22 protein-coding genes and 1 tRNA gene are annotated in these 23,276 nt (G+C 55.1%); 13 read left to right on the top strand and 10 right to left on the bottom strand.

The features are described from left to right. Positions 1 to 234 precede the first annotated feature (234 nt). Positions 235 to 1,008 (bottom strand): 3-keto-disaccharide hydrolase, encoded by a 774-nt coding sequence (locus NMUL_RS12855; protein WP_011381751.1) that lies wholly within the window; start codon positions 1,006 to 1,008, stop codon positions 235 to 237. 213 nt (positions 1,009 to 1,221) lie between these two features. Next, positions 1,222 to 2,337, bottom strand: a complete 1,116-nt coding sequence (locus NMUL_RS12850; RefSeq protein WP_011381750.1) for a rhomboid family intramembrane serine protease — start codon at positions 2,335 to 2,337, stop codon at positions 1,222 to 1,224. Positions 2,338 to 2,543: 206 nt separating this feature from the next. On the opposite strand from NMUL_RS12850, the gene NMUL_RS12845 reads away from it, so the two are divergent. The 9 genes from NMUL_RS12845 to msrA all read left to right on the top strand — a co-directional run bounded on the left by NMUL_RS12845 (position 2,544) and on the right by msrA (position 10,297). Next, positions 2,544 to 3,773: a TIGR03790 family protein gene (locus NMUL_RS12845; RefSeq protein ID WP_011381749.1), complete on the top strand. Its 1,230-nt coding sequence runs from the start codon at positions 2,544 to 2,546 to the stop codon at positions 3,771 to 3,773. A 78-nt stretch (positions 3,774 to 3,851) separates the two neighbouring features. Next, positions 3,852 to 4,097, top strand: a complete 246-nt coding sequence (locus NMUL_RS12840) for a DUF2278 family protein (protein WP_011381748.1) — start codon at positions 3,852 to 3,854, stop codon at positions 4,095 to 4,097. Positions 4,098 to 4,152: 55 nt separating this feature from the next. Next, a protein-coding gene (locus tag NMUL_RS15480; protein WP_148235532.1) for an IS5 family transposase occupies positions 4,153 to 4,910 on the top strand; the annotation gives its coding sequence in 2 pieces (ribosomal slippage) (positions 4,153 to 4,486 and positions 4,486 to 4,910; 759 coding nt in all). After that, a complete protein-coding gene (locus NMUL_RS12825; protein WP_011381747.1) occupies positions 4,910 to 5,734 on the top strand; it encodes a DUF2278 family protein in 825 nt (274 codons plus the stop codon). The genes NMUL_RS15480 and NMUL_RS12825 overlap by 1 nt, the downstream gene beginning before the upstream one ends. Before the next feature lie 96 nt (positions 5,735 to 5,830). Beyond that, on the top strand, positions 5,831 to 7,576 hold the full coding sequence (gene argS / locus NMUL_RS12820) for an arginine--tRNA ligase (RefSeq protein ID WP_049783179.1): 1,746 nt from the start codon (positions 5,831 to 5,833) through the stop codon (positions 7,574 to 7,576). Further along, entirely contained in the window at positions 7,576 to 8,187 is a 612-nt protein-coding gene (locus tag NMUL_RS12815) for an SPOR domain-containing protein (RefSeq protein ID WP_104009722.1), read from the top strand. The genes argS and NMUL_RS12815 overlap by 1 nt, the downstream gene beginning before the upstream one ends. Positions 8,188 to 8,270: 83 nt before the next feature. After that, on the top strand, positions 8,271 to 8,918 hold the full coding sequence (locus NMUL_RS12810; RefSeq protein ID WP_011381744.1) for a thiol:disulfide interchange protein DsbA/DsbL: 648 nt from the start codon (positions 8,271 to 8,273) through the stop codon (positions 8,916 to 8,918). A 9-nt stretch (positions 8,919 to 8,927) separates the two neighbouring features. After that, positions 8,928 to 9,713, top strand: a complete 786-nt coding sequence (locus tag NMUL_RS12805; RefSeq protein ID WP_011381743.1) for an SDR family oxidoreductase — start codon at positions 8,928 to 8,930, stop codon at positions 9,711 to 9,713. Positions 9,714 to 9,820: 107 nt separating this feature from the next. Continuing rightward, positions 9,821 to 10,297 carry a peptide-methionine (S)-S-oxide reductase MsrA gene (gene msrA, locus NMUL_RS12800; protein WP_011381742.1) on the top strand — a complete coding sequence of 159 codons (477 nt, stop codon included), beginning with the start codon at positions 9,821 to 9,823 and terminating at the stop codon, positions 10,295 to 10,297. Positions 10,298 to 10,382: 85 nt separating this feature from the next. Here msrA and NMUL_RS12795 read toward each other — a convergent pair whose 3' ends face one another. Genes NMUL_RS12795 through NMUL_RS12785 form a run of 3 tightly spaced genes read right to left on the bottom strand, consistent with a single transcriptional unit; the run spans position 10,383 to position 14,534 of the window. Next, positions 10,383 to 11,624, bottom strand: a complete 1,242-nt coding sequence (locus NMUL_RS12795; RefSeq protein WP_011381741.1) for a multifunctional CCA addition/repair protein — start codon at positions 11,622 to 11,624, stop codon at positions 10,383 to 10,385. Positions 11,625 to 11,650: 26 nt separating this feature from the next. Further along, entirely contained in the window at positions 11,651 to 12,589 is a 939-nt protein-coding gene (locus NMUL_RS12790) for a complex I NDUFA9 subunit family protein (protein WP_011381740.1), read from the bottom strand. Positions 12,590 to 12,599: 10 nt separating this feature from the next. Further along, the gene (locus NMUL_RS12785) at positions 12,600 to 14,534 is read right to left on the bottom strand and encodes a transglycosylase SLT domain-containing protein (RefSeq protein WP_011381739.1); all 1,935 of its coding nucleotides are present in this window, start codon (positions 14,532 to 14,534) and stop codon (positions 12,600 to 12,602) included. Between the two features lie 136 nt (positions 14,535 to 14,670). Here NMUL_RS12785 and NMUL_RS12780 point away from each other — a divergent pair, with 136 nt between their 5' ends. After that, positions 14,671 to 16,029, top strand: coding sequence for an NAD-dependent succinate-semialdehyde dehydrogenase (locus NMUL_RS12780; RefSeq protein ID WP_011381738.1), 1,359 nt, complete (start codon positions 14,671 to 14,673; stop codon positions 16,027 to 16,029). A gap of 104 nt (positions 16,030 to 16,133) precedes the next feature. On the opposite strand, the gene gdhA is transcribed toward NMUL_RS12780, so the two are convergent. Continuing rightward, positions 16,134 to 17,477, bottom strand: coding sequence for an NADP-specific glutamate dehydrogenase (gene gdhA / locus NMUL_RS12775; protein WP_011381737.1), 1,344 nt, complete (start codon positions 17,475 to 17,477; stop codon positions 16,134 to 16,136). Between the two features lie 330 nt (positions 17,478 to 17,807). Beyond that, positions 17,808 to 17,933: a hypothetical protein gene (locus NMUL_RS16540; protein ID WP_258039198.1), complete on the bottom strand. Its 126-nt coding sequence runs from the start codon at positions 17,931 to 17,933 to the stop codon at positions 17,808 to 17,810. Between the two features lie 89 nt (positions 17,934 to 18,022). On the opposite strand from NMUL_RS16540, the gene mltA reads away from it, so the two are divergent. Continuing rightward, positions 18,023 to 19,216: a murein transglycosylase A gene (gene mltA, locus NMUL_RS12765; protein ID WP_011381736.1), complete on the top strand. Its 1,194-nt coding sequence runs from the start codon at positions 18,023 to 18,025 to the stop codon at positions 19,214 to 19,216. Positions 19,217 to 19,267: 51 nt separating this feature from the next. Here mltA and NMUL_RS12760 read toward each other — a convergent pair whose 3' ends face one another. Both NMUL_RS12760 and NMUL_RS12755 read right to left on the bottom strand, forming a co-directional pair. Beyond that, positions 19,268 to 19,987, bottom strand: a complete 720-nt coding sequence (locus NMUL_RS12760; protein WP_011381735.1) for a DsbC family protein — start codon at positions 19,985 to 19,987, stop codon at positions 19,268 to 19,270. Positions 19,988 to 20,085: 98 nt separating this feature from the next. After that, complete coding sequence (locus tag NMUL_RS12755; protein WP_011381734.1) at positions 20,086 to 21,255, bottom strand: UbiH/UbiF family hydroxylase; 1,170 nt, start codon at positions 21,253 to 21,255, stop codon at positions 20,086 to 20,088. Positions 21,256 to 21,464: 209 nt separating this feature from the next. Between NMUL_RS12755 and NMUL_RS12750 the strand changes: the two genes are divergently transcribed. Further along, positions 21,465 to 21,540, top strand: a tRNA-Met gene (locus NMUL_RS12750). Positions 21,541 to 21,738: 198 nt separating this feature from the next. Beyond that, complete coding sequence (gene chaB / locus NMUL_RS12745) at positions 21,739 to 21,969, top strand: putative cation transport regulator ChaB (protein ID WP_011381733.1); 231 nt, start codon at positions 21,739 to 21,741, stop codon at positions 21,967 to 21,969. Between the two features lie 186 nt (positions 21,970 to 22,155). On the opposite strand, the gene NMUL_RS12740 is transcribed toward chaB, so the two are convergent. Next, entirely contained in the window at positions 22,156 to 22,920 is a 765-nt protein-coding gene (locus NMUL_RS12740) for a hypothetical protein (RefSeq protein WP_041352616.1), read from the bottom strand. Between the last annotated feature and the right edge of the window lie 356 nt (positions 22,921 to 23,276).

The raw sequence follows: 23,276 nt of genomic DNA, 5'->3' as shown, positions 1-23,276 counted from the left end.
ATGGGTGGCTTGTGAAGTCCGCTGAAAGATAGCTCTGTTAATTATTCCTCTTGGACTCCAGTTGGAAAAGGCGGGACAGTTCATCAGAAGTACCTCAACACCTCAGTTCTCCTGGAAATCGGCTTGAACCGGATTGGGGAATTTTTCTGCCCTTGATCTCCGGAAGGAATCGGTTGTGATTTCCTCCCGTGTTGATTCTGCCAGTCAAGACCATTGGAGCCTTGCACAATGCTTTCAAGGTGTCTTGATGCGTATATGTCGCCAGGCGAGGGTACTGCCTGGATATACCTGTATCCCGATGAAGCCTGGGGCCCCACCACGCTCTCCATCGGTATTGGCAAATGAGGTGGTCTGCTGTCGTACGCCGGTCTGGATATTGGTTAGAAAAACCGTATAGTTATTGCCATGTACCTCGATCTCGTATTCGAACCAGACACCCGGAACAAGCGCGGGCCCGGGGGTGTAATTCTGTACGGCAGGCTCGTTGAAGTTCAGGTGCCAGACGCGATCGCCGGCTTGAATCTTGTATATGGCACCCGTCCGGTTTTTGAACAGGCCATCAGGCTCAGGCTTGATTCCATGGAAATCCTTACCCGAGTCGCCGCGCGCGTTGTCATCGATCTGAACCTCAAAGCCCGCTACGACTGGCCTCCAGGCCGCATTGCCTGCATCGAAGAACGGTTCATTCGGGATACGGGTTTTGAGCGCATCCGCAAGTTCAAGTGTCGGACGCGGGAAGCGAATGAAGACGCTACTGTTATGGTTCGCGGTGTCGAAGATACGGAACTGGAGGCGCAATGTAAAATCGCTGAAGACTTCCTTGGCGTAATAAAAAAGCCTCAGTCCGCCCCTCCCGTAACTTACCATTTCACCATTCAAATGAAGCATGCCTCCACCTCCCGGGCCGGCAAGGTACCATTCCTTGAAGGTTTTATCCGTACCCTCGAACAATGGGCGAAAACCGGCTTCGGACTGCGGGCTGATGACCGCCTCCGAGCTGGGCAGCACGCTGCTGTTGTTAATTTATTCCCGGCCCTTGAGGATGTTTCCTTCTTTACGAGACTGAATGGGATAACTGCTGACTTTGAATTTTGTTTATTCTTTTAACCTTAGTCTATAAGCTGCGCATGTCAAGAAAGGACGTGCCAGACGAGTTGCATGACAAATGGCCGGGAGGATAACCAGAGAAGATATCTCCGCGAAATGCGGGATCGGGCGGCGTCAGCGGGGTAGGGCGGACGGGGTTGGCGGGGAGAGCTTGGGCAGCTGGAGCGGCTCCCTCGCCATTTCCAGCGCGTGGCGGATTTGCGCGGGATTGTGAGTGCGCAGACCTTCCGCAAGGGCGCGGGACGCATCCCTCCGGCGTTCGGCGTAGTCTCGCAGCATTTCTACCGTAGCGGCAGAAGGCAATGCGGGATCAGGGGGAAGTTCCGAAAGCTGCTCGAAGCTTTCTTCATAGGGATTACCCACCGCAGTATCGATTTGCCCCGCCAGTTCGTCAAAGGAGATTCCTCCTCGCCTGGCCTCATCGAGTATATGCTGCCAAGCCTGGGTGATCGCCCGGTCATCGCGCAGAAAATTGCCGATTTCCTTGCGCGCCAATACTTCCTCGCTCCACTTATAGGCGGGAGGGGGAATCCGAACGATCAGCATGAAGACGGCCAGTGCAAGAATGCTTATAGCGGAAAGGCGGCTGCTGAATACATGAGAAGGCTTTTCGTTCATCCTTGGGTTTGCAAATACTATTCCGCCGAGCAGACCGGTCACGAAACCGCCGATATGAGCAGCGTTATCGATACCGGTAATTGCGAGGCCCAGCCCAAGGCTGACAATTGCAAAAGCCGTGGCGCCCCAGAAAAACCATCGGAACTCGTGGGGATGCAGCCTGCCGCGCTCGCGCCAGAGAAATACCAGCAGGGCGCCATATAGGCCGAAAATGGCGCCCGAAGCGCCGCCGGAAATGGCCAAGCCTTTATGGGCAACCAGCGAGAGCAGATTGCCGGCAAGACCGCTGGCAAAGTAGAGGGCGGTAAAGCGCGCGTGCCCGTACATGCGCTCAACCAGTTGGCCTGCATCCCAGAGCGCCCAGAGGTTCAAGGTGAGATGGACCAGGCCAAAATGAAGGAACATGGCGGTCCCGAGGCGCCACCACTCCCCATCCTGGGTAGCGGGACCGAAGTTGGCGCCCCAGGCGAGTTGTACGCCATTGGATGAGTGCCACAAGCCTGCTCCGCTGGCAAGCATGGCTACAAAGATCAGCAGGTTGGTCGACACCAGCAGCTTCGTTACCGGAACTCGAGGAACCTGCCGGTGAAGAAGATCATGGAGTGAAAGCATGGAAGGTAGACCTGTTCTTCTCGAATCATTATGATGCATAAGGATGAAACGTATGGATGCAATAAGGAATAATAATCCCTCTCTGATCCCCTTTTCGGGACATTGGTTTCCTGGGATGCTTTTCCGCCTGCCGGTGCCGCGGATAGTGCGCCTGACCCAGAGAGATGCAGCGCGCCGCCGGTAGCAAATCCAGCTTTCTTCTGACAATGCGGATTGCGCTCCTTGTCGTCACTTCACTTGTCATGCTGTTATTGCTTCCATCGGCAGGCAAGGCCGAAACGCACGTCCAGTTGCCGCAAACCAGCCTTACCCCTGGCGACGTCGCCGTCATCATCAATGACAGCGACCCTCTTTCAGTGCAGATTGGACAGTACTACCGCGAGGCACGCGGCATTCCGGCGTCCAATATGATCCATTTACAGTTTCCTCCCGGTCGAGCTGCACTGTCGCGGGAGGAGTTTCAGGAACTGAAAGCCGAGATAGACCAGAAGGTGCCGGCGCACGTCCAGGCCTACGCAGTGGCCTGGACTCTTCCCTACCGGGTGGATTGCATGTCGCTGACTTCCGCGCTGGCTTTCGGGTTCGACGAAAAGTATTGTTCCTTTAATTGCGGCGCAACTGCCGCCAGTCCCTATTTCAATTCGCCGAGTCATCATCCTGCCAGTGACCACCAGTTGAGGCCGGCGATGATGTTGGCGGGGCTCGATTTCGAACAGGTCAAATCGCTGATCGATCGTGGCGTGGCGGCTGATCACACTTTCCCCGCGGGACACGCCTATCTTGTCATTACTTCTGACAAGGCGCGAAGCGTGCGCGCGAATTATTTCGAAATGACGGCGCAGCAACTGAACGGTGTTTTTCCCATCGAGATTCTTGAAACGGATGCTATTACCGACCGGCACGACGTTCTATTTTACTTCACGGGACTGGTCCGGGTACCGCAGCTCGACACGCTGGATTTTTTGCCGGGTGCATTGGCGGATCATTTGACCTCGGCGGGAGGGCAGCTTACAGGCTCAAGCCAGATGAGCAGCCTGCAATGGCTTGAAGCGGGAGCCACGGCCAGTTACGGCACAGTGGTGGAACCTTGCAGCCATATGCAGAAATTTCCTTTTCCCGCTATTGCCATGTTTCATTACGCGCTTGGTGCAAGCGCCCTCGAAGCCTACTGGAAGAGCGTGGCATGGCCGGGAGAAGGCGTCTTCATAGGAGAGCCGCTCGCACGGCCATTTGCGCCGGAGTTACGGGAAATCCGCACCGGGCAGTTCGAATTACGCATTTTCTCGCCACGCGAAACACGGCTTCGAATCGAGCAGTCCCGTTCAGCCGCCGGACCGTTCAAGCCGTCGCCCAGGCAGTTCCCGATCCGGCGTGGGATGAATCGACTACGCTTCAATTTTAATCAAACAGAAGGCTACCTGCGGTTGAGATGGTAAATGTTGTCCGAAGAGCGGATGGCTGGGTTTGCAGCTATGCTGAACAAGCAGATCACTGAATAAACCGTGGAGAAGAATATGCCGCTCAATAATTATGGTGTTCTGAAAGGCAGGGCAATAGGTCGCCGTTTAGGTTCGGGATCATCCCCCCACTATCAGATTCATATTGTCGAGGAGGCCGGGACCCACTACCGCATTGCGATCAACGTGCGATCGCAGTTGGCTCCCTCCGAGCTGATGTATTACATCAAGCCTTATTTTGTCCATCCGCTCACCTCGACGGTAGAGGCGCTCCCCAGCGGCTTTAGGTTCAGGACCTATTAATTTCATGATTCACGAATAGGATCAAATGTGATTCACTTATGGCGGAGGTGCTGCCATGAGAGATTTGTTTTACCTGTCGGAAACACAGTTCAACCGTATAAAACCTTATTTTCCCTTGTCCCACGGAGTTCCCCGTGTTGATGATCTGCGGGTGATCAGCGGGATCATCTACGTCATTCGGAATGGCCTGCAATGGAAGGATGCCCCCAGGGAATACGGGCCGCACAAGACACTGTATAACCGTTTCGTGCGCTGGAGCCGACTGGGCGTGTTCAACCGCATCTTTGTGGAACTGACCGGTAAAGAGGAAACGCCCGAGAGGCTGATGATCGACGCCACGCATCTGAAGGCCCACCGCACGGCAGCCAGCCTGCTAAAAAAGGGGATGTTCCCCGCCGTATCGGTCGCACAAAGGGCGGCCTGAACTCGAAGCTTCATGTGGTCTGCGACGGTCAGGGCAAGCCTGTGGCCATGCTCCTGTCCGAAGGGCAGATGAGCGATTACAAGGGAGCACGTGTGCTGCTGCCGTCATTGCCCAAAGCCAAAACCCTGATTGCAGACCGCGGCTATGACGCTGCCTGGTTCCGGGCAGCGTTGCGTGCCAAAGGCATGACGCCCTGCATACCGACAAAAAGGAATCGCAAAATCCAGATCAAATACGACAAGACCCTCTACAGGCAAAGGCACAGGATCGAGAACATGTTCGCTCGGCTCAAGGACTGGCGCAGGATCGCCATGCGTTACGACCGCTGTGCCCATACCTTCTTCTCTGCCATCTGTATCGCCGCAACTGTCATCTTCTATCTCAATTAATGAGTCCTGAGCCTAGCCGGCTTGCATCCCACCCCGGCTCGGGCGCGCTTGATCTGATCCGCGGCAACCTCCTGCAACCCGGGATGATGACGCCGCTTCCACACGATCTTCCCGGCCCCGATAATGACCTGAACGAGAAGCTCGACCAGATCGTGCAGCGCGCGATGGCAGACGAAGAGGCCTTGGTTTACGCCTTTGGTGAAAGGTGGGGACCGGAGAGCAACAAGGCGGATAAGTACTTCGGTTTTCTACCCGGTAACGGCATACACGATATTCACATGAACCAGGGAAATGTCGGAAGCTTTATCAAGGATGATGGAGTGTGGCAGGATGGCGGCGTGCTGTTCCATTTTCCTCTTCAGCAGCAGTGGACAGCCGTTTTCTTGAAATTTCAGTCGCAAAGCTGGCATACCGACGACCGGACCGGCCGTACGTGGGCCGAAGGTGAAGAGGGGGAACCGAGGAATCCGGATCCGGTCGTGCCGCAGCCAACCCAAGCTCTCCCGGATGGCCTGGTGCGCATTGTTTCGGCAATGGTTAATTCGATCGAATCTCCCGAAAAGGAGTGGGTCAATATATTGAACGCAAGTGATCGCGCCATTTCCCTCGCGGGCTGGCAACTGGCTGACAAGCACAAAGCAAAAATGCCGTTGAGCGGGGCCATAGAGCCGGGTGCGATGCTCCGGATCGATATTCAACCTCCGGTCGCCCTGTCCAACAAGGGAGGCATCATCACTTTGCTGAACCAGGACGGTCTGAAGGTGCATGGCGTGTCCTATACCAGGCAGCAGGCAAATCAGCCGGGGTGGACGATCGTTTTTTAGCAAGGCGCGATTTATCCATTTGATCACGACAAACTGGCGCGTAACTTGGCCGGAGCCCGTTATAATAGCGGCTGTGTAACAGCCGAGAAGGTTGTCGTGATTCCCCCTGTTCAGCCTGACTTCAAATCCCACTTTACCGATATCCTGCGCAATGCCCTGAATGAGAGGGGATTGGCGGACCTGAATCTGGATATAGAATTTGCCCGGCCGCGGCAGTCAAGTCACGGCGATTATTCCTGCAACCTGGCGATGCAACTGGCCAAGCCATTGCGTCAAAAGCCGCGCGACATTGCGCAATCTCTTGCCACCGCATTCTCCGCATCCCCTTATCTGGAAAAAGTGGAAATTGCAGGCGCGGGTTTTATCAACCTGTTTCTCACCACCTCGGCCAAGCAGCAGTTTTCGCGATATGTGCTGGAGAGCGGTGAGAAGTTCGGTCACAGCAGCATGGGGGCAGGGGAAAAAATCCAGGTTGAATTCGTTTCAGCCAATCCCACGGGCCCGTTGCATGTGGGACACGGCAGAGGCGCGGCATTTGGCGCAAGCCTTGCCAACGTGCTCGCCGCCGCAGGCTATTCGGTGACGCGCGAGTATTACATTAACGACGCCGGCCGCCAGATGGATATTCTGGCGCTTTCCACTTGGCTGCGCTACCTGGAACTGAACGGCGTCGCCTCAGCTTTTCCGCCCAATGCCTATCAGGGGGAGTATGTGCGCGACATGGCAAGGCTGATTCATAAAGCCCATGCCGGACGCTATGTGCATGAGCCGGAACTGCTGTTTGATCGCGTTGCCGGAGCGGAAGCGGACACGGAGGCTGCCCTTGATGGATTGATTGCCAACGCGAAAAAGCTGCTGGGGCAGGATTATGCCTACATCCATAACTTCGTTCTGAATGAGCAATTGGGGGATTGCCGCAACGATCTGATGGAATTCGGCGTCACCTTCGACATCTGGTTTTCCGAGCAATCCTTATTCGACAGCGGAGGGGTGGCCCAGGCTGTTCACCTGCTCGAAGAAGGCAATTACCTGTATCAGCAGGATGGCGCCAAATGGTTCCGCTCCAGTCATTTCGGTGACGAAAAGGATAGGGTGGTGCAGCGCGAAAACGGGCAGTTCACCTATTTTGCCTCTGATATTGCCTATCACCTCAACAAATTCTCACGCGGATTCGACCGCGTGATCGATATCTGGGGCGCGGACCATCACGGCTACATTTCCCGGGTGAAAGGCGCCATGCAGGCATTGGCGCTCGATCCCGAGAAACTTGAAATTGCTCTGGTGCAGTTTGCCGTGCTTTACCGTGATGGCAAGAAGGTGCCGATGTCCACCCGGGCGGGAGAATTTGTCACCTTGCGGGAGTTGCGTCAGGAAGTGGGAACCGATGCGGCGCGCTTTTTTTACGTATTACGCAAGAGCGATCAGCATCTCGATTTCGACCTGGACTTGGCAAAGTCGCAAAGCACCGATAACCCGGTGTATTACGTGCAATATGCGCATGCAAGGGTTTGCAGCGTGCTGGAACAGTGGGGGGAAGACCCAGGCATGCTGGTTACAGCCGACACTTCTGCATTAACCGGCGCTGCGGAACTCTCCCTGTTGCAGAAGCTGATCGACTATCCCGAAACGGTCGAAGCCGCAGCGAGGGAATTCTCTCCCCACCTGATTGCCTTTTACTTGAAGGAACTGGCAGGGGAGTTCCACAGTTACTATAATTCTACTCGTTTCCTGGTGCCGGAGATGACGGTCCGCCTTGCAAGATTGGCGCTTGTGGCGGCGGTCAGACAGGTATTGAATAACGGTCTTAAACTATTGGGCGTGAGCGCGCCAGCTAAAATGTGATGACGCATCCTTACTTGAATCGAGATTACAAAACGCCTCTCTACTCGGGAAAGAAAACAGGCACCCTCTTTTTCGGGATGTTTATCGGCTATGTCCTGGGTCTTCTCACCGCCATGGGCACCTGGATGTACATGAGCCAGGCGCCCAGTCCCTTTATCTCTCAGGATAAGGTGGCCGAGGCTTCTGCAAACGGGAATGCTGCGGATAAGCCTGAAAAAGAAGAGGAAGCGGCTGGCATTGAAGACAAAACCGCGAAAGCGTCCGATAGCAAACCGCGCTTTGAATTTTATAATATTCTTCCCTCCACAGAGGAACCCGTCACGGAGCAGCAGCTGAAACAGGCTGCAAAGCAGCCGCCGACTTCTCAGGATAAGTACTTTCTTCAAGCGGGAGCATTCCAGAATCCGAATGACGCCGAAAATATGAAAGCGAAGCTGGCGATGCTGGGAGTGGAAGCGGCGGTCCAGACTGCCGAAGTTCCGCAAAAAGGGCTATGGCACCGCGTACGCGTGGGACCTTTTTCCAATGTCGATGACATGAACCGGATTCGTGCATCGCTTCAGCAGAATGGCGTTCAGACCAGCCCCATCAGGGTGCATGAGGGAGCGTAGGGGAACATAAGGGAGCACAGCGGCAAGACGTGGACCGGTAAACGATCCACCAATTTCGGGGCATCCAACTGAAGGAGAAAAATATGAATTTACTGCGGCTGCTTACGGCATTCCTGTTGCTGGCCGGTATAGGTTTTCCGTCAATTTCCCCTGCTCGCGCGGATATCGTCGAAGGAAAGGATTACACGGTCCTGCCCCGTCCTTTTCCCGCTGAAGGGGGAAAGAATATAGAAGTCATGGAATTTTTCTGGTACGGCTGCCCGCACTGCTACGAGTTGCATCCCCGCATCAAGGCCTGGCTCAAGCACAAGCCCGCGGATGTCAGCTTCCGCTATGTTCCCGCAGTTTTTCGTCCCACCTGGGCGCCGGCTGCAAAAACATTTTATGCACTGGAAGCGCTCGGAGAAAAAGATCGGCTGCATGACAAGGTCTACGATGCCATTCACAGAGACGGGATAGACCTGGGCAAGGAGGACGTGCTGTTCGACTGGATTGCAAAACAGGGAATAGACCGTCAGAAATTTATAGATGTCTACAATTCGTTCTCGGTACAGAATCAACTATCCAGATCCGTGCATTTCTCGAAGGATTATGGTCTTACCGGCGTGCCTGCGATAGCGGTGGATGGCAGATATCTCACGAGTGGCAGAATGGGCAGTACGCCGGACGATACCATTCGGACAATGGAAGAGTTGATACAGAAAGTGCGCAAGGAACGGACTGGAAAATAGCTTCTTCCGTTGACCCTGAAAGTCATCATCAGTGGCGCCTCCACCGGCCTCGGGAGGGCGTTGGCGCGCCGTTATGCCGACAGCGGCGCAACGCTTGGCCTGATTGCTCGCCGGGTGGATTTGCTGGAGAGCCTCGTGGCGGAGAGGGCGGAAGCGAAGGTATCTCTCTACGTCGCGGATGTGCGTGATGCTGCTGCCCTGCGGACTGCGGCAGAAGATTTTATCGTCCGCCATGGTTGTCCCGATATCGTCATCGCCAACGCGGGCATCAGTCACGGCACCCTTACCGAATGTGCCGAAGACAAGGAGGTTTTTGAGGATATTCTCACCACGAATGTTATCGGTATGGTGAACCTCTTCCAGCCCTTTGTTTCAGTCATGCGCACAGTCGGACAGGGTAGTCTGGTAGGAATTGCAAGTGTCGCCGGCTATCGCGGCCTGCCCGGCAGCGGCGCCTATTCGGCTTCCAAGGCAGCTGCAATCAGCTACCTGGAGAGCCTCCGGGTGGAATTGCACGGAAGCGGCCTATCCGTCATAACCATTTGCCCCGGCTATGTCGTAACGCCCATGACAGTCGATAATCCCTTCCCCATGCCCTTCATCCTGACCGCTGAAGCCGCCGCCCGGAAGATCGTCGGCATTATCGAGCGCAAGAAATCGTTTGCCGTAATACCTTGGCAAATGGCAATTGTCGCCCGGGTCTTGCGGTTGCTTCCCAATTTCCTGTACGACCGGCTATTCGCCAATGCACCGCATAAGCCTCGCATAAGCTATAAAGACCACAAAGAAAATTAGTAGATTCCCGATTGATTTGCGCGGGGGAAACCCCATTTAACCGATTAAGTGATTGACCGGTGTAGTCAGTCCGTCGAACCGGGTTTATATAACGTAGAGGCACAGCAATGACAGAAAAAGCGATTTTTGGAGCAGGCTGCTTTTGGGGCGTGGAGGCCGCTTTTCGTGCTGTCAAAGGCGTAAAGGAGGTTACCAGCGGCTACTCCGGCGGCCATATGAAAAATCCTTCCTATCGCGACGTATGCACTGATAAAACCGGCCACGCCGAGGTAGTGCAGGTGGAATACGATCCGTCGCAGGTCAGCTATGATGAGTTGCTCGACGTCTTCTGGAACTGCCATAATCCCACTACGCTCAACCGGCAGGGACCGGACGTGGGTAAACAGTACCGCTCTGCCATATTCTTTTACACCCCTGAACAGGAGAGTGCGGCGCGCGCGTCGAAGGAAAAACTGGAGCAAAGCGGCCGCTGGCGCGCCCCGGTCGTGACTGAAATTACACCCGCCTCAGATTTTTATCCTGCTGAGGAATATCATCAGCGCTACCTCGAAAAGCGCGGTATCTCCGGACACTGCCATATGTAAGCGCTGACTAGCCATCAGAAAGCCTCTGCCGGCTTTGCCAAGGCGCAAATTCTAGTCCTCAGGCCGTCGAAGGGGAAAGCGGCATTCAGGCGAGGCTTCCAAGACGGTTTCTGATTTCAGCGATACGGGTTTCGCTTACCCGAGTGTTAATGGCGACGGGCAGGCGGCTGGGATCGGAAACGTTTCTTGCCATCTCTTTGGCGATCGCTCCCGCATCCACGCTTCTTGCCGCCTGAAACGCTTCGCGGAGTCGATCCGCCTGCGGGTAAGGCCGTGTTGCGTAGCCCGGCCGTCCATGAAAATCACACGCGCAGGCTTGCAGAAATTCTTCGAAGCGCTCGGGTTTGCGATAGGCATCCACTCCCTGAAGCAGATTGGCGATGGTGACAGGTCGCAGTTCGGCCGCGCGGTGCACGTCTCCGTGATAGCGGGCCACCAGCAATGCCAGGTTCCGCATTTCGTTGGGAGGGTTGATACGTTCGCATAAGCCCTGCACCAGTCTGACGCTGCGCGCTTCGTGTCCAATATGGCGCGGCCATTCTTCCGGAGGAGTCGTCCCTTTACCGAGATCGTGGGTGAGCGCGGCAAACCGGACCTGCAGGGAATAATTCCTCGAAGCGGCATAATCGATCACCATCATCACGTGTACCCCGGTATCGATTTCGGGGTGATGCTGCGGAGGTTGCGGCACGCCGAACAAGGCATCCACTTCAGGCATGATACGGGTGAGGGCACCACAGTCGCGCAGCGCGTAAAACATGCGTGAAGGGTGGCGCTCCATCAAACCGCGTGCAATCTCCTGCCATACCCGCTCCGACACCAGGGCGTCCACCTCCCCGTTATGGACCATTTCGTTCATCAGCGCTAGTGTTTCGGGCGCGATATGGAAACCGAAACGTGCGGCAAAGCGAGCGGTACGCAGGACACGCACCGGGTCTTCAGTGAATGCCGGGCCGATATGGCGGAGCACGCCGGCTTCCAGATCAGCGATCCCGCCGAAAGGGTCGATGATGTTGCCGTACTCATCCTTGGCGATTGCGTTTATCGTCAGATCACGGCGCGCCAGGTCCTCCTGTAGCGTAACTTCGGGGGAAGCATAAACCTCAAACCCTTTGTAGCCGCGCGAAACCTTGCGCTCCGTGCGGGCCAGGGCGTATTGTTCCTGGCTTTGAGGGTGAAGAAAAACGGGAAAATCTTTTCCTACCGGGCGGAAGCCCAGATGTACCATTTCTTCCGGCGAGACGCCGACAACCACATAATCGTGATCCGTTACGGGCAGCCCCAGTATCTCGTCACGCACGGAGCCGCCCACCAGGTAGGTTTTCATTCCGGAATTATCTGTATGAATCTATCTCAACGCCCGGACCAATGCCGCAGATAGTTGTAACGTTCACGGGGCAACTGATGTTTCAGATATATCGGTGCTGCTTCTTCAAGTGCCGTAGGAGGGATTCCCCAGACTTCCAGTAGTGCCTCGGGACTATCGCAGTCGCACACGCTGTCGATCTTCATCGAATAGTAATTATCGACGCTCATCAGTTTGCCTGGCAGTATCTCCATCACTGCTGCTTCGAGGTGGGAAAGGGCATCTCCCAGCCCGATGATGGCAGGGTCATGTCCCGTCACATGTGCCGCATACTCCACCAGTTCGCGCAGGCTGTAGCACTTCGGTCCGCACAGGTCGTAGCTTCGTCCGAAAGTACGCGGCTCATCCAGGCTGAGCGCAAACGCCTGCACGACATCCATGACGAAGATCGGCTGGAATTTCGCATGAGGTGAGGCCAGCGGTAAAACCGGCAGACGTCCCAGTCTGGCAAAAAGATTGATCGAGGAGTCGCCCGGACCAAATATAACTGACGGCCTGAAAACGGTTGCATCCATCCCGGATGTCCTTACGATCTGTTCTCCCTCTCCCTTCGAGCGCAAATACTCGCTCGGTTGACCGGGCCCGGCCTTCAGAGCGCTCATATGCAGTATCCGGGTAATGCCATTGCGTTTACAGGCTGCGATGATCTTTTGCGGAAGCTCCACATGGACAGCATGAAAGTCACCCTGCAACACGCCTACCAGGTTGATCACGGCATCGATGCCGAGGAGCAGCCGGTCGAGGTCCCTATCGTCGTAGATGTCGGCCTCGATCAGGTCGGTAGTGGGTATCTCCAGCAACTCCTTTGCACGCTCGTAGTTTCGTGTGGGAATACGCAGGTAGATTTCCCGGTTGGTCAGGAGATTTGCGAGATGTTTCCCGACAAAGCCACTGCCGCCGAAAATGCAGATATTCTTGAATGTCATGTCAGACCCCTCACTCCGACACTTTTTCACTCCCGAATCGGGACGAGACAATACCCAGGCGCTGCTTCAGCGCCTTGACCTGATGCCCGAAGTTGCGGGCGTAATACATGGAGTTGCTCATCACCTTTTTGACATAATCGCGCGTTTCATTGAAGGGGATCGTTTCCGCATAAATCGCGCCCTCCAGCGGCTTCTCATCACGCCACTGCCACACGCGGCTCGGACCGGCGTTGTATGCGGCCGAAGCCAGCGACTGGTTGTCGAACAGGGACAGCACGTGTTTCATATAATAGGTGCCCAGCGTCAGGTTGGTATTTACCTCCGTCACCCGGCTTGGGCGATACTTTCTCAGTCCCATCTGTTTGGAGGCCCACTTTGCCGTACCGGGCATCAGTTGCATCAGACCCATAGCGCCGGCGCTGGACTTGGCATCGCTGACGAAGCGGCTCTCCTGGCGAATGAGGCCGTAGACCCATGCTTCGTCGAGTTCCTGCTGCTTCAGGATGTCGCGCATCGCATCTCTATGCGGTGCAAGGAACCTCAGGTGGAAATCGTGGCGCTGCACGGTTCTGTCGGCGGTATTGATGGCGCGGTCGTAGTGCCCATGACGGCGGGCGACTTCCGCTGCCGCCAGCAGCTCATGGTCATCAAATTTTCGCACGGCCCAAATCCATTCCTGGGCCGCCTCCGAACGCAAATCCAGGTTGTAGAAGGCCAGCGCGCGCGCGATTCCAGGCGTCCGCTCCATTGCGGAAATTTCTTTTGCCGTCGGCTTGAAGGATTCCGCAGGAGCGCCGATGGTAACGCCCAACTCCTCTTCGGCCAATTGCCCGTAAAAATGATGCTCGCTGCTCAACGGCGCAAGAATGGCGTTTGCTTCCTTTAATTTTCCTTTAGCTTTCAACGCCCGCGCTTTCCAGTAACGCCAGACCCCCTCTTTCTGTTCCGCCGCCGACATGGTTTCGATTGTATCCAGGACGAGATTCCAGTCCCCGGCACGCAAGGCGGTGCGGGTTTTCCAACCAAGCTGGGCATCGGTGAGGGGAACAGACTTGTGCGTATTGGCGGCTTCTCCAAACCACTGCAACGCGCGCGGGTCCAGCCGCCGGGCCCCCTGGTCCGCAAGTTGCACCAGAAAATACGCCTGGTCTGGCGCACCGAAGCGGTCGCGTATCCGCGGCCAATAAGCATGCGCCTGATCGAGCCCGCTGCGGAGCAAGCGCACCATGGCGAAAAGTGCGATTTCCCGATCGGAGCGGGTTTTGATCTCACGCCGATGCCTTTCCAGATAGCGGAGAGGATTTTCTGTGGCGGCATTCAGGTTGCGTTCGTTCAGACGCTGATTTTTGGGCAGGTATTCATTGATGCGTTTTGCCGCGCTGACATTGCCGGACTCGAGCGCAAGACGCAGCCGTGCCCAGATATCGTCGTCTGTCAGCGTCCCGGCGGTAATCAGTACATCGAATATCTGATTACAGCTGTGCGGCATCTCACGCGCGTTGAACCATAACGGAAATGCCTCCTTATAGACGGTGGGATCACCTCCCGCCAGGCGCTGTTGAAGAGAGTAACAGACCAGTTCGACATCCTTGTTGACCATGCGCGGATAGTTTTCTGCGAAAAGATCCCATCGCTCGGTCCAGCCCAGGACCTTCAGCCATTCTCCCAGCAGGCGGTCGCTGAGAGGGCTATCGTGATATTTCTCGATAAACTGCTTGACAGTGTCCGGACTCAGCTTCGGATTCCAGAGTTGCGGTCGCAGTTGATAATAAGCTCCATAAGGTTCAAGCACGTGCCCTCGCAGCCGCTGCGCATACATATTCACGCGCGCAGTGTTGCCCGCCTGATATGCGTGCTTCAGGGCCAGGAAGTCCTGGTTTCTTGCGGCTGCATACGTTGCAGTGGAGGTTGTTGCCAAAAACAGCCCGATCAACAGTTTCTTCATAACCTGCTATACATTAGTAATCGAGGGAAAAAATTGAAGAGCGTATCTGCTCCAGGTTCACTTGAAAGCCGTTTTTCTTTACTTCCTTTTACCAGCTTCCGCCCCCATTCGGGTTCTGCTTCAAGAATAGCACATCATGCCATACATCAGTTTGAATCCGGCGACCAATGAGACACTGAAAACCTATATGAGCTGGGATCGCCGCCACTTGGCCGAAGCCCTGGAGCAAACATATCATGCCCAGCCCGCCTGGGCACGACTGGGTTTTCCCCGACGCGCGGAGCTTATGCACAGAGCCGCCAGCCTCTTGCATGAACGGGCGGCTGAATATGCCATTCTTATAGCTGCGGAAATGGGCAAGCCTGTGCGCGAAGGTCGCGCGGAGGTGGAAAAGTGCGCGCTTGCCTGCGATTATTATGCCGTGCACGCCGAGCATTTCATGCAGGTCGAGAGGGTTCAGACCGGGGCCTGCAAAAGTTACGTGTCCTATGAGCCTCTTGGAGTCGTCCTGGGGGTGATGCCCTGGAATTTCCCTTTTTTCCAGGTGATCCGCTTCGCCGCTCCCACACTCATGGCGGGAAATGGCTGCGTGCTGAAACATGCGTCGAATGTTCCGCAGTGCGCTTTGGCGCTCGAACGGCTGTTCCAGGATGCTGGTTTTCCTCCGCACCTTTTCAGCACGCTCATGATAGAGCCGTCTGAGGTGGGGGAGGCTATCGCCAGCCAGCATGTCCATGCTGTGACACTCACGGGCTCGGAGCGGGCCGGCCGGGAAATAGCTTCCCACGCGGGACAGCATTTGAAGAAGTGTGTGATGGAACTCGGCGGGTCGGATGCGTTTATCGTTCTGAAAGATGCGGACCTGGAACTCGCCGCCACCTTTGCGGTTAGGTCGCGCTTTCAGAATTGCGGACAGTCATGCATTGCCGCAAAGCGCATTATTCCTGTGGCCGACATTGCCGATGAGTTTGGTTCGTTGTTCATAAAGAAAACAAAAGAATTGAAAATGGGCGATCCTCTGGACGAGGCGACGCAGATCGGCCCGATGGCAAGGCTCGATCTGCGCGAAAACCTGCATCAGCAAGTGACCGATTCGATTGCACAGGGCGCGCATGCGGTTCTCGGGTGTGAACCGGGGGAGGGGGCATTCTATCCCCCGTCCATTCTGGATGACGTAACACCCGGGATGAGAGCCTATCATGAGGAATTATTCGGGCCGGTTGCGGCGGTGATACGCGCGGCGGACGAGGAGGACGCCATTCGCATTGCCAACGATACCCGCTTCGGGCTCGGCTCCAGCATCTGGAGCCGCGATGCCGACCATGCCGAGGAACTGGCCCATCGAATTCAGGCGGGTTGCAGCTTTATCAATGGCATGGTCCGGTCAGATCCACGCCTTCCCTTCGGAGGAACCAAGGATTCCGGATTCGGCAGGGAACTGTCCTATCATGGCATCCGGGAATTCGTTAATGTAAAAACGGTATGGGTGCGATAACTCCCCAAAAAACCCGTTGCAGCGCGGGCTCATCCTGTTTTCTCTTCCCCCCTCCTTGAAACAGGAAGGGGTGGAACCGGGACCGGAGACTGCTGGATCAGGCTCTAGATTACACCCTGGCCTATCATCGCATCCGCCACCTTTACGAAACCTGCGACATTCGCTCCGTTGACGTAGCTGATAGTGCCGTCTTCCCGCCGCCCGTGCTCGGTGCAGGAGCGGTGGATAGCCTGCATGATCTGGAGCAATCGCGCGTCCACTTCTTCCCGCTGCCAGGAAAGACGCATGGCGTTCTGGCTCATTTCCAGACCGGAAGTGGCTACGCCGCCGGCATTGCTGGCCTTGCCCGGCGCAAAAAGAACCCCGCTGCGCTCGAATTGCTTTACCGCCTCGGCGGTGGAAGGCATGTTGGCGCCTTCTGCCACGCATACCACGCCGTTCCTGATAAGCAGGGCAGCATCCTCTTCATTCAGCTCGTTCTGCGTGGCGCAGGGCAGCGCGACTTCTACGGGAACATGCCACGGTCTTTTACCGGGAATAAAATTGGCTTTCACACGCTCTGCGTAGGCATTGATACGGCCATACTGCTTATTTTTCACATCCATCAGTTCAGCGAGCTTTTCGGGAGTAAAACCTTCTTCATCGACTACAGTGCCGTCTGAATCGGAAACCGTTATCACTTTGGCACCCAAGGCCATCGCTTTCTCCACCGCATATTGCGCCACGTTTCCCGAACCTGAAACCGCAACACGCATGCCTTCCAGCGAGCGTCCGGATTGCTTGAGCATCTCCTCGGCAAAGTAGACAGTACCGTAGCCGGTAGCTTCCGGACGAATGAGGGATCCACCGAAACTCAACCCCTTCCCGGTGAAGACGCAGTCAGCACGATTGGAAAGTTTTTTCATCATCCCTGCCATGAAACCTACTTCCCGCCCCCCCACGCCGATATCGCCTGCCGGCACATCGACATCCGAGCCGATATGACGGAACAGCTCAGTCATATAAGCCTGACAGAAGCGCATGATCTCCCCCGGACTACGGTCCCTGGGGTTGAAATCGGCGCCACCCTTGCCACCCCCCATGGGAAGTGTCGTAAGCGCGTTCTTGAACGTTTGCTCGAACGCCAGGAATTTGAGGATGGAAAGGTTTACCGAGGGATGAAAGCGGGTGCCACCCTTATATGGGCCAATGGAAGAGCTGTGCTGTATGCGGTAGCCCCGGTTGACTTTCACCTCTCCTCGATCATCCACCCAGGACACACGAAAAACGATTATTCGCTCCGGCTCCACGAGACGGTCGAGAATGCCGTGTTCCGCATAACGAGGGTTTTTCGTGATAAAGGGCCAGAGGCTCTCCATGACTTCCGTCACTGCCTGGAGATATTCGGGCTGTCCCGGATTATGCTCCGCCACGTACGCGCAGAATTCCTCGAAACTGCGATATTTCATTGGTTATTCCCCTTATGTCCTCTTGTGCTAAACCATTTTCCCAAGACAGGTATTCTGCCAAATAACTTGCGGAATCGCACTGAATTTATGTTCGGAATTGCGCGATGGAAAGCTGGATGCGCGGGACGTGTGGAAGAGGTGAAACATCGAAGCATCGAGCGTCTTGTTTTCCGGCAACAGGCTTTCAAAAATCATTTCAATGAGATGTCTACAGGAAAGCGAATGGGCAAGTCAAAGCGTGCCGGACCAGAGATGTTCTTGTTCTTCGTTATCATATTCCTGTTCTCCTCTCGTCCGTCTTTCAACTGTCAGCCCGGGATGCTGAAGTCTTTACTCTTTATTATTGTCTTCATTCTCATCCTTCTTTCGGGGTCTTGTCGTCCACCAGACGACGAGAATCAGTAGCGACAGCGCTACGCCGGCTTCAAGCAGTAATATCCACATAGGATCAACCATGATGTATATTAAGGGGAAGCCTCTGATGCCGCCACGAGCGGGATTGCTCGTTCAGAGATTTCCAAGATGAAACTTTAACCCAAAACTTCATGAAAGACCAATTACGCACACTTACTGTTGTCGCGCTACTGTTGCTCGGCGCCTGCAATATCATTCCTACTCCCCGTGTCACGGAGAAACCGGCCGAACCTCAGCCCAAGCCGGTGCTCAAACCCGCCGGCTGGGATACAGTAGAGGGGTGGAGGGATGACGAGATTGTGCCGGCACTGGATGCGTTCCTTCAGAGCTGCACCGTTTTGAAAAAAAAGGCGCTATGGCAGGAAGCCTGCATTCAGGCCGATTCCGTGAGAGGACAAGATAGCGATACGGTGCGCCAGTTTTTTGAAAGCTATTTTGTTCCCTATCAGGTATTGAATCCTGATGGTACCGAGAACGGCCTCATCACCGGTTATTACGAGCCTCTGCTCAAGGGGAGCCGCACACCTTCCGCCCGTTACCGCTATCCGCTTTACACAACCCCTGAAGAATTGCTGATAGTGGATTTGAGTTCCGTCTACCCCCAGCTCAAAAACATGCGGTTGCGGGGACGACTCGAAGGGCGCAAGGTGGTCCCCTTCTACAGCCGGGCTGAAATATCCAGCAATCCCCCAGCACTACAGGGAAAAGAACTGCTCTGGGTGGATGACGAGGTAGATCTGTTTTTTCTGCAGATTCAGGGGTCCGGGCGGGTGGAGCTTGAAAATGGCGAGATCGTGAGGGTGGGGTACGCGGATCAAAACGGCCACCCTTACAGATCCATCGGGAAACTGCTGGTGGATCGCGGCGAATTACCCCTGGAAAGGGCCTCTATGCAGGGAATCAAGGCTTGGGGGCAGAAGAATCCCCGAAAGCTGCCGAATATTTTGCATCAGAATTCAAGCTTCGTCTTTTTCCGCGAACTGCCGGATACGATATCGGGGCCGCTCGGCTCCATGGGGGTGCCTCTTACGGCTGGAAGAAGCCTTGCGGTGGATCCGCGGGTGATCCCGCAGGGCGCCCCGGTCTTTCTTTCCACTACCTGGCCAAATACCGACGAGCAGCTTCAACGGTTGATGGTGGCCCAGGACACCGGCGGAGCAATCAAAGGGAATGTGCGGGCAGATTTTTTCTGGGGATTTGGCCCCGACGCAGCAGAAAAGGCAGGGAAGATGAGGCAGACGGGGAGGATGTGGGTACTCATGCCAGTGGAATATATGCCCCAAGACTTTCCACCCGCCGCGCGAATACTGGGAAGCTCCAAATAAACCCGCGAATAGGAGGATGCAGGCGCTTCCCAGCGCCTGTCACCGAGTTATCTATTTCGCAGGAGCCGCGTTTAATTTCTTTTCTATCGTCTCCGCAGGAATCAATCCGGGCGTTACCGAGCCATTGGCAAAAATCAGGGTAGGGGTACCGCTTATATCGTTTTCTTTCCCTGCCTTGAGAATCACATCTATGGGCGTGGCGCAATCCTTGCTGGCGGGCATGATATTCCTGAGCATGAAATCTTCCCAGGCCTTGAGCCTGTCCTCCGAGCACCATATCGCCGTTGCGGTCGGGGTCGAACCGTTCAGCACTGGATAAAGCAGGGTATATATCGTTACATCCGTTACGTTAACCAGTTCCTTTTCCAGACGTTTGCAAAAAGGGCAGTTCGGATCGGAGAAAACGACAAGTTTGCGTTTCCCATTCCCCTTGACCGCCTTGATCGCATGCTGCAGGGGAAGAGAGCCTACATCTATGCGCCGAGCCTCCTTGATTTGTTGCAAGCGTTCGGAAGTCAGGCTTTCCTTCGTTTTCGGATCAATTACATGACCGAAAAAAAGGTACGAAGCCTTGTCGTCCGTATAGAACAATTCGCCTCCCACCACCACTTCGTATAGACCGAGATAGGGGGTTTTTTTTATGCTTTCGACCTTCTCTCCGGGAAAATTTGCCTGAAGCGCTTTTTTCAGGGATGCCTCGTCAGCGGAAGCGCTGGAAAGAAAGCATAGCAATAGAGAAGGCAAAGCGAGGGAAACGAGTTTTGAACGCATGGTCTTTACTCCGTTTTGGGATGGGATGCAGCCGGACGGCCCCGTAGTTGTGTAGGTGGTGTTCTGATGGGATGGAAAGGAAAAAGAATCAGCCGGGCTCAACTTAATGCCTGCTGCATCAAGCGGTCTTTTATCAGAGGCAACCGGTTGGTGATTTCCAGACCCAGATTGCGCAGGCGAATGAGCGTCGGGTGAGTGTGGTTGAACAGCTTCTGCAAGCCGTCGGTAACCAGCTCCATGGCCAGGATGTCTTCCTTGCGGGCGCGCTCATAGCGGCGCAGCAACAGGTAATCCCCGCAATCCGATTGCAGGCCGCGCGAGCGGATGACAGAGGCGAGTTCCTGCGCGTCGCGTAAACCGAGATTCACGCCCTGTCCCGCAAGAGGATGGATGCCATGCGCTGCGTCGCCGATGAGCGCAAGATGCGGCTGCGCCAGCTTTTTCACATGTACAAAATTCAGGGGAAAAGCGGCAGGGCGCGTAACGAGCCGCATCTCGCCCAGGGAATGTTGCGAGGCCCGGACGACGCGCTCGCATAGTTCCTTTTCAGGTAGCGCGAGCATCGTTTGCGCGAGTTCTTCCCTTGCAGACCATACCATGGACACCAGCCTCCCGGGCATCGGCAGCAGCGCCAGCACGCCATCGCGCCGAAACCACTGGTGGGCGACGTTATTATGAGGGCGCGTTGCCTCGAAGTTTGCCACCAAGCCCATTTGCTGGTAGGAATGCCGCGATACTTCAATACCTGCCTGTTCGCGTACCCAGGAATTCCCTCCGTCCGCCCCAACGATCAACCCCGCCTGCACGACAGTTCCATCATCGAGATGCAGCTCGGCGTTAGACTCGGCCCGGAGCATCATGGAACATTGCGCGGGACAAAAAACCTTGATCGAATTTCCCGGGCATTTGAGCTCTCTCCAGGCGGCATGCTGGAGCTGGCGGTTCTCCACTATGAAAGCCAGTTCGGGGACACCGATATTGTAGGCGCTGAAATCCAGCCGCGCGGCGTTGTCGTCACCGAAGACTGACATATTGTAAACAGGAGTCACACGCTCCTGATCGAGAGCGTCCCACACTCCCAGGTTTTGCAGGAATGCAGCGCTGCCCGGACTGATGGCGTAGACTCTGCTGTCCCAGCTCTCATCGGCGGGAAGTGGCGGTACGGGGCGGAATTCAACCAGCGCTATTTCCAGGCCGCTATCCTTGAGGGCAAGCGCCAGGCTTGCCCCAACCAATCCGCCCCCCACGATAACGACATCGAATTTCATGGAACCATTATACAGCCGCTTTCCCTTGCGCGGGGGTGCATGGATAAGGCGGAACGTCCGTTTTCCGCCTCGTTGGATTTATGAACAACAGCTACGCTTCCCCTGTTTTTATAATTGAATCAATCAATTGGATGGATTGGTGACGCCATTTCGAATCTTGACAGGAATGTGGCGCGAAGGCATAATGCCAGACCTTCCATATAACACGTGGCGAATTAGCTCAGTGGTTAGAGCAGCGGAATCATAATCCGTTGGTCCCCAGTTCGAATCTGGGATTCGCTACCACCCTGAATGGGTTGGTATTCTCGCCAGTCCATTTTTTGTTTGTATCTCCCCTCCTGCTTGTTCCATTCCGCAAACCGAGCGGACATCTGCGAATCAGTGCTCGCAGCGTCCCCCGGCATGCCTGCTATATTGAATTTGTATCCTGGTTTCACCCGAAACCGGATGCCATTATTTCAACCCAGGTTCAGGAGAAGCGTCATGCCATACGATACATTGAAAGATCTTCCGGACAACGTTACCAATGTCCTGCCAAAGCATGCGCAGGAAATATACAGAGCCGCTTTCAATAGCGCGTGGGATGAGTATAAGGACCCGGATGAGCGCAGGGGCCATGCTTCACGCGAAGAAACGGCGCACAGGGTAGCCTGGGCGGCCGTAAAAAAGGAATATGAGAAAGAGGGCGACGAATGGCGCAAGAAGAAATCCTAAATCCTGGGGCAGTGATTCTCTAATATAAAGCGGTGGCATACTCACCAACAGCGACTCAAACTGATACGGTTTTTCCGGGAACACGGTTTATTCAGTCATAGTTTGCCCATTTCAGTCCGTCTCTGAACAGGGACGAATTCGCATTCGCCCCTGCCAGGAAAACGCCTTTTCCGCGATCACTTCAAATCATTGTTTTACACAGAGGCCACTGCAATCCGCTCCGCCACGTGCCGGATCGCAATTGTCTGAAGGATCATCCACACACTTTTTGCCCTCGGGGCAGGGGAAGCCAGCTATGCCACCGCACATCTGCTTCGGTTCCTTCTCCCCATACGCCGAGCTTCCTTTCGGCGGATAATCGACCCGCTTGCCTGTTCCCCGCTTCCCGGATTCCGCTGCGCCTATGCTCACTGTCTCACGAACCTTGTGGGGTGCAACCGCATCCACGTCGATGGATTCGACTTCTCCATCAGTATGGCGAGCGGTATAAACGCCTACAACATCCAGAGGCACCGGGCTTTTCACGACCAGGAATCCTTCAAGAAAGGCGAAATCCACGCAGACGCCATCGATCGGGCAAAAGTAATTGGCGATATCAAAGCAATTCACCCCTACCGCCCCGTCCGGCTGAATGACCGCCTCCTTGAAAGGTGTTACATCAAACGGTCCCGGCTCGGAGCCAAACTGTGCGGCAAGCGCCACCTTGGCGGCAATGCTGATTTTCTTGTCGCTCGGGTTATGAATGTTGACCGTGGTGCGATAAGTGCCGCGCGCCAATGTTCCGTCCTGATGTGGCAGCAGCAATGAACACGCCACCTTCGCCGCATACTGATACTCCGTCTTGATTGTCTTGGAAGGCTTCATTGGTTCTGCCTGTGAAACGGGAATAACAAGCAGACCGCACAGTCCCATCAATGCGGACAGAAACCCCATCATTCGCAACTGTTTCATGACCACCTCCTTATTTTTGGAATTCGCACAAAGCCCGCATGCCTTCGAATATGAAAGTCATGAGCGGGCATGAAGCGTTTCTGGGCCGTCATTACTCCAGTGACAGGAGGGCATTCGGATTTCCAGATTTATTCATAGCAGTATTTGCTTTACAGTCAAGCTTGCTTCAAAAATCGGGCAGAAGCCTCGCTTTGCAGATTAATGCGGACTTTTGCCGTTTGACGTGGGGGTCAATTTTTTGAGGAGCGCCTTACACGATTTTTGCACCGACTCAAGCATGGTGTAGAGGTCAAGAAGATTGATGACGATATATTTGCCGCAATCCGGACAGGAAAGTCTCGGTTCGTACTTCAGCC

It is taken from the genome of Nitrosospira multiformis ATCC 25196, assembly GCF_000196355.1.
Lineage (GTDB): Bacteria > Pseudomonadota > Gammaproteobacteria > Burkholderiales > Nitrosomonadaceae > Nitrosospira > Nitrosospira multiformis.
The sequence above is the reverse complement of the archived record's forward strand: the minus strand, read 5'-3'. Positions and strand labels throughout refer to the sequence as shown.

Excerpts from the sequence above, each read along its gene's own strand:
- NMUL_RS12850 (WP_011381750.1), bottom strand. The coding sequence starts at position 2,337 with ATGCTTTCACTCCATGATCTTCTTCACCGGCAGGTTCCTCGAGTTCCG.
- NMUL_RS12845 (WP_011381749.1), top strand. The coding sequence starts at position 2,544 with ATGCGGATTGCGCTCCTTGTCGTCACTTCACTTGTCATGCTGTTATTG.
- NMUL_RS12840 (WP_011381748.1), top strand. The coding sequence starts at position 3,852 with ATGCCGCTCAATAATTATGGTGTTCTGAAAGGCAGGGCAATAGGTCGC.
- NMUL_RS12825 (WP_011381747.1), top strand. The coding sequence starts at position 4,910 with ATGAGTCCTGAGCCTAGCCGGCTTGCATCCCACCCCGGCTCGGGCGCG.
- NMUL_RS12815 (WP_104009722.1), top strand. The coding sequence starts at position 7,576 with ATGACGCATCCTTACTTGAATCGAGATTACAAAACGCCTCTCTACTCG.
- NMUL_RS12810 (WP_011381744.1), top strand. The coding sequence starts at position 8,271 with ATGAATTTACTGCGGCTGCTTACGGCATTCCTGTTGCTGGCCGGTATA.
- msrA (WP_011381742.1), top strand. The coding sequence starts at position 9,821 with ATGACAGAAAAAGCGATTTTTGGAGCAGGCTGCTTTTGGGGCGTGGAG.
- NMUL_RS12795 (WP_011381741.1), bottom strand. The coding sequence starts at position 11,624 with ATGAAAACCTACCTGGTGGGCGGCTCCGTGCGTGACGAGATACTGGGG.
- NMUL_RS12790 (WP_011381740.1), bottom strand. The coding sequence starts at position 12,589 with ATGACATTCAAGAATATCTGCATTTTCGGCGGCAGTGGCTTTGTCGGG.
- NMUL_RS12785 (WP_011381739.1), bottom strand. The coding sequence starts at position 14,534 with ATGAAGAAACTGTTGATCGGGCTGTTTTTGGCAACAACCTCCACTGCA.
- NMUL_RS12780 (WP_011381738.1), top strand. The coding sequence starts at position 14,671 with ATGCCATACATCAGTTTGAATCCGGCGACCAATGAGACACTGAAAACC.
- gdhA (WP_011381737.1), bottom strand. The coding sequence starts at position 17,477 with ATGAAATATCGCAGTTTCGAGGAATTCTGCGCGTACGTGGCGGAGCAT.
- NMUL_RS16540 (WP_258039198.1), bottom strand. The coding sequence starts at position 17,933 with ATGGTTGATCCTATGTGGATATTACTGCTTGAAGCCGGCGTAGCGCTG.
- mltA (WP_011381736.1), top strand. The coding sequence starts at position 18,023 with ATGAAAGACCAATTACGCACACTTACTGTTGTCGCGCTACTGTTGCTC.
- NMUL_RS12760 (WP_011381735.1), bottom strand. The coding sequence starts at position 19,987 with ATGCGTTCAAAACTCGTTTCCCTCGCTTTGCCTTCTCTATTGCTATGC.
- NMUL_RS12755 (WP_011381734.1), bottom strand. The coding sequence starts at position 21,255 with ATGAAATTCGATGTCGTTATCGTGGGGGGCGGATTGGTTGGGGCAAGC.
- chaB (WP_011381733.1), top strand. The coding sequence starts at position 21,739 with ATGCCATACGATACATTGAAAGATCTTCCGGACAACGTTACCAATGTC.
- NMUL_RS12740 (WP_041352616.1), bottom strand. The coding sequence starts at position 22,920 with ATGAAACAGTTGCGAATGATGGGGTTTCTGTCCGCATTGATGGGACTG.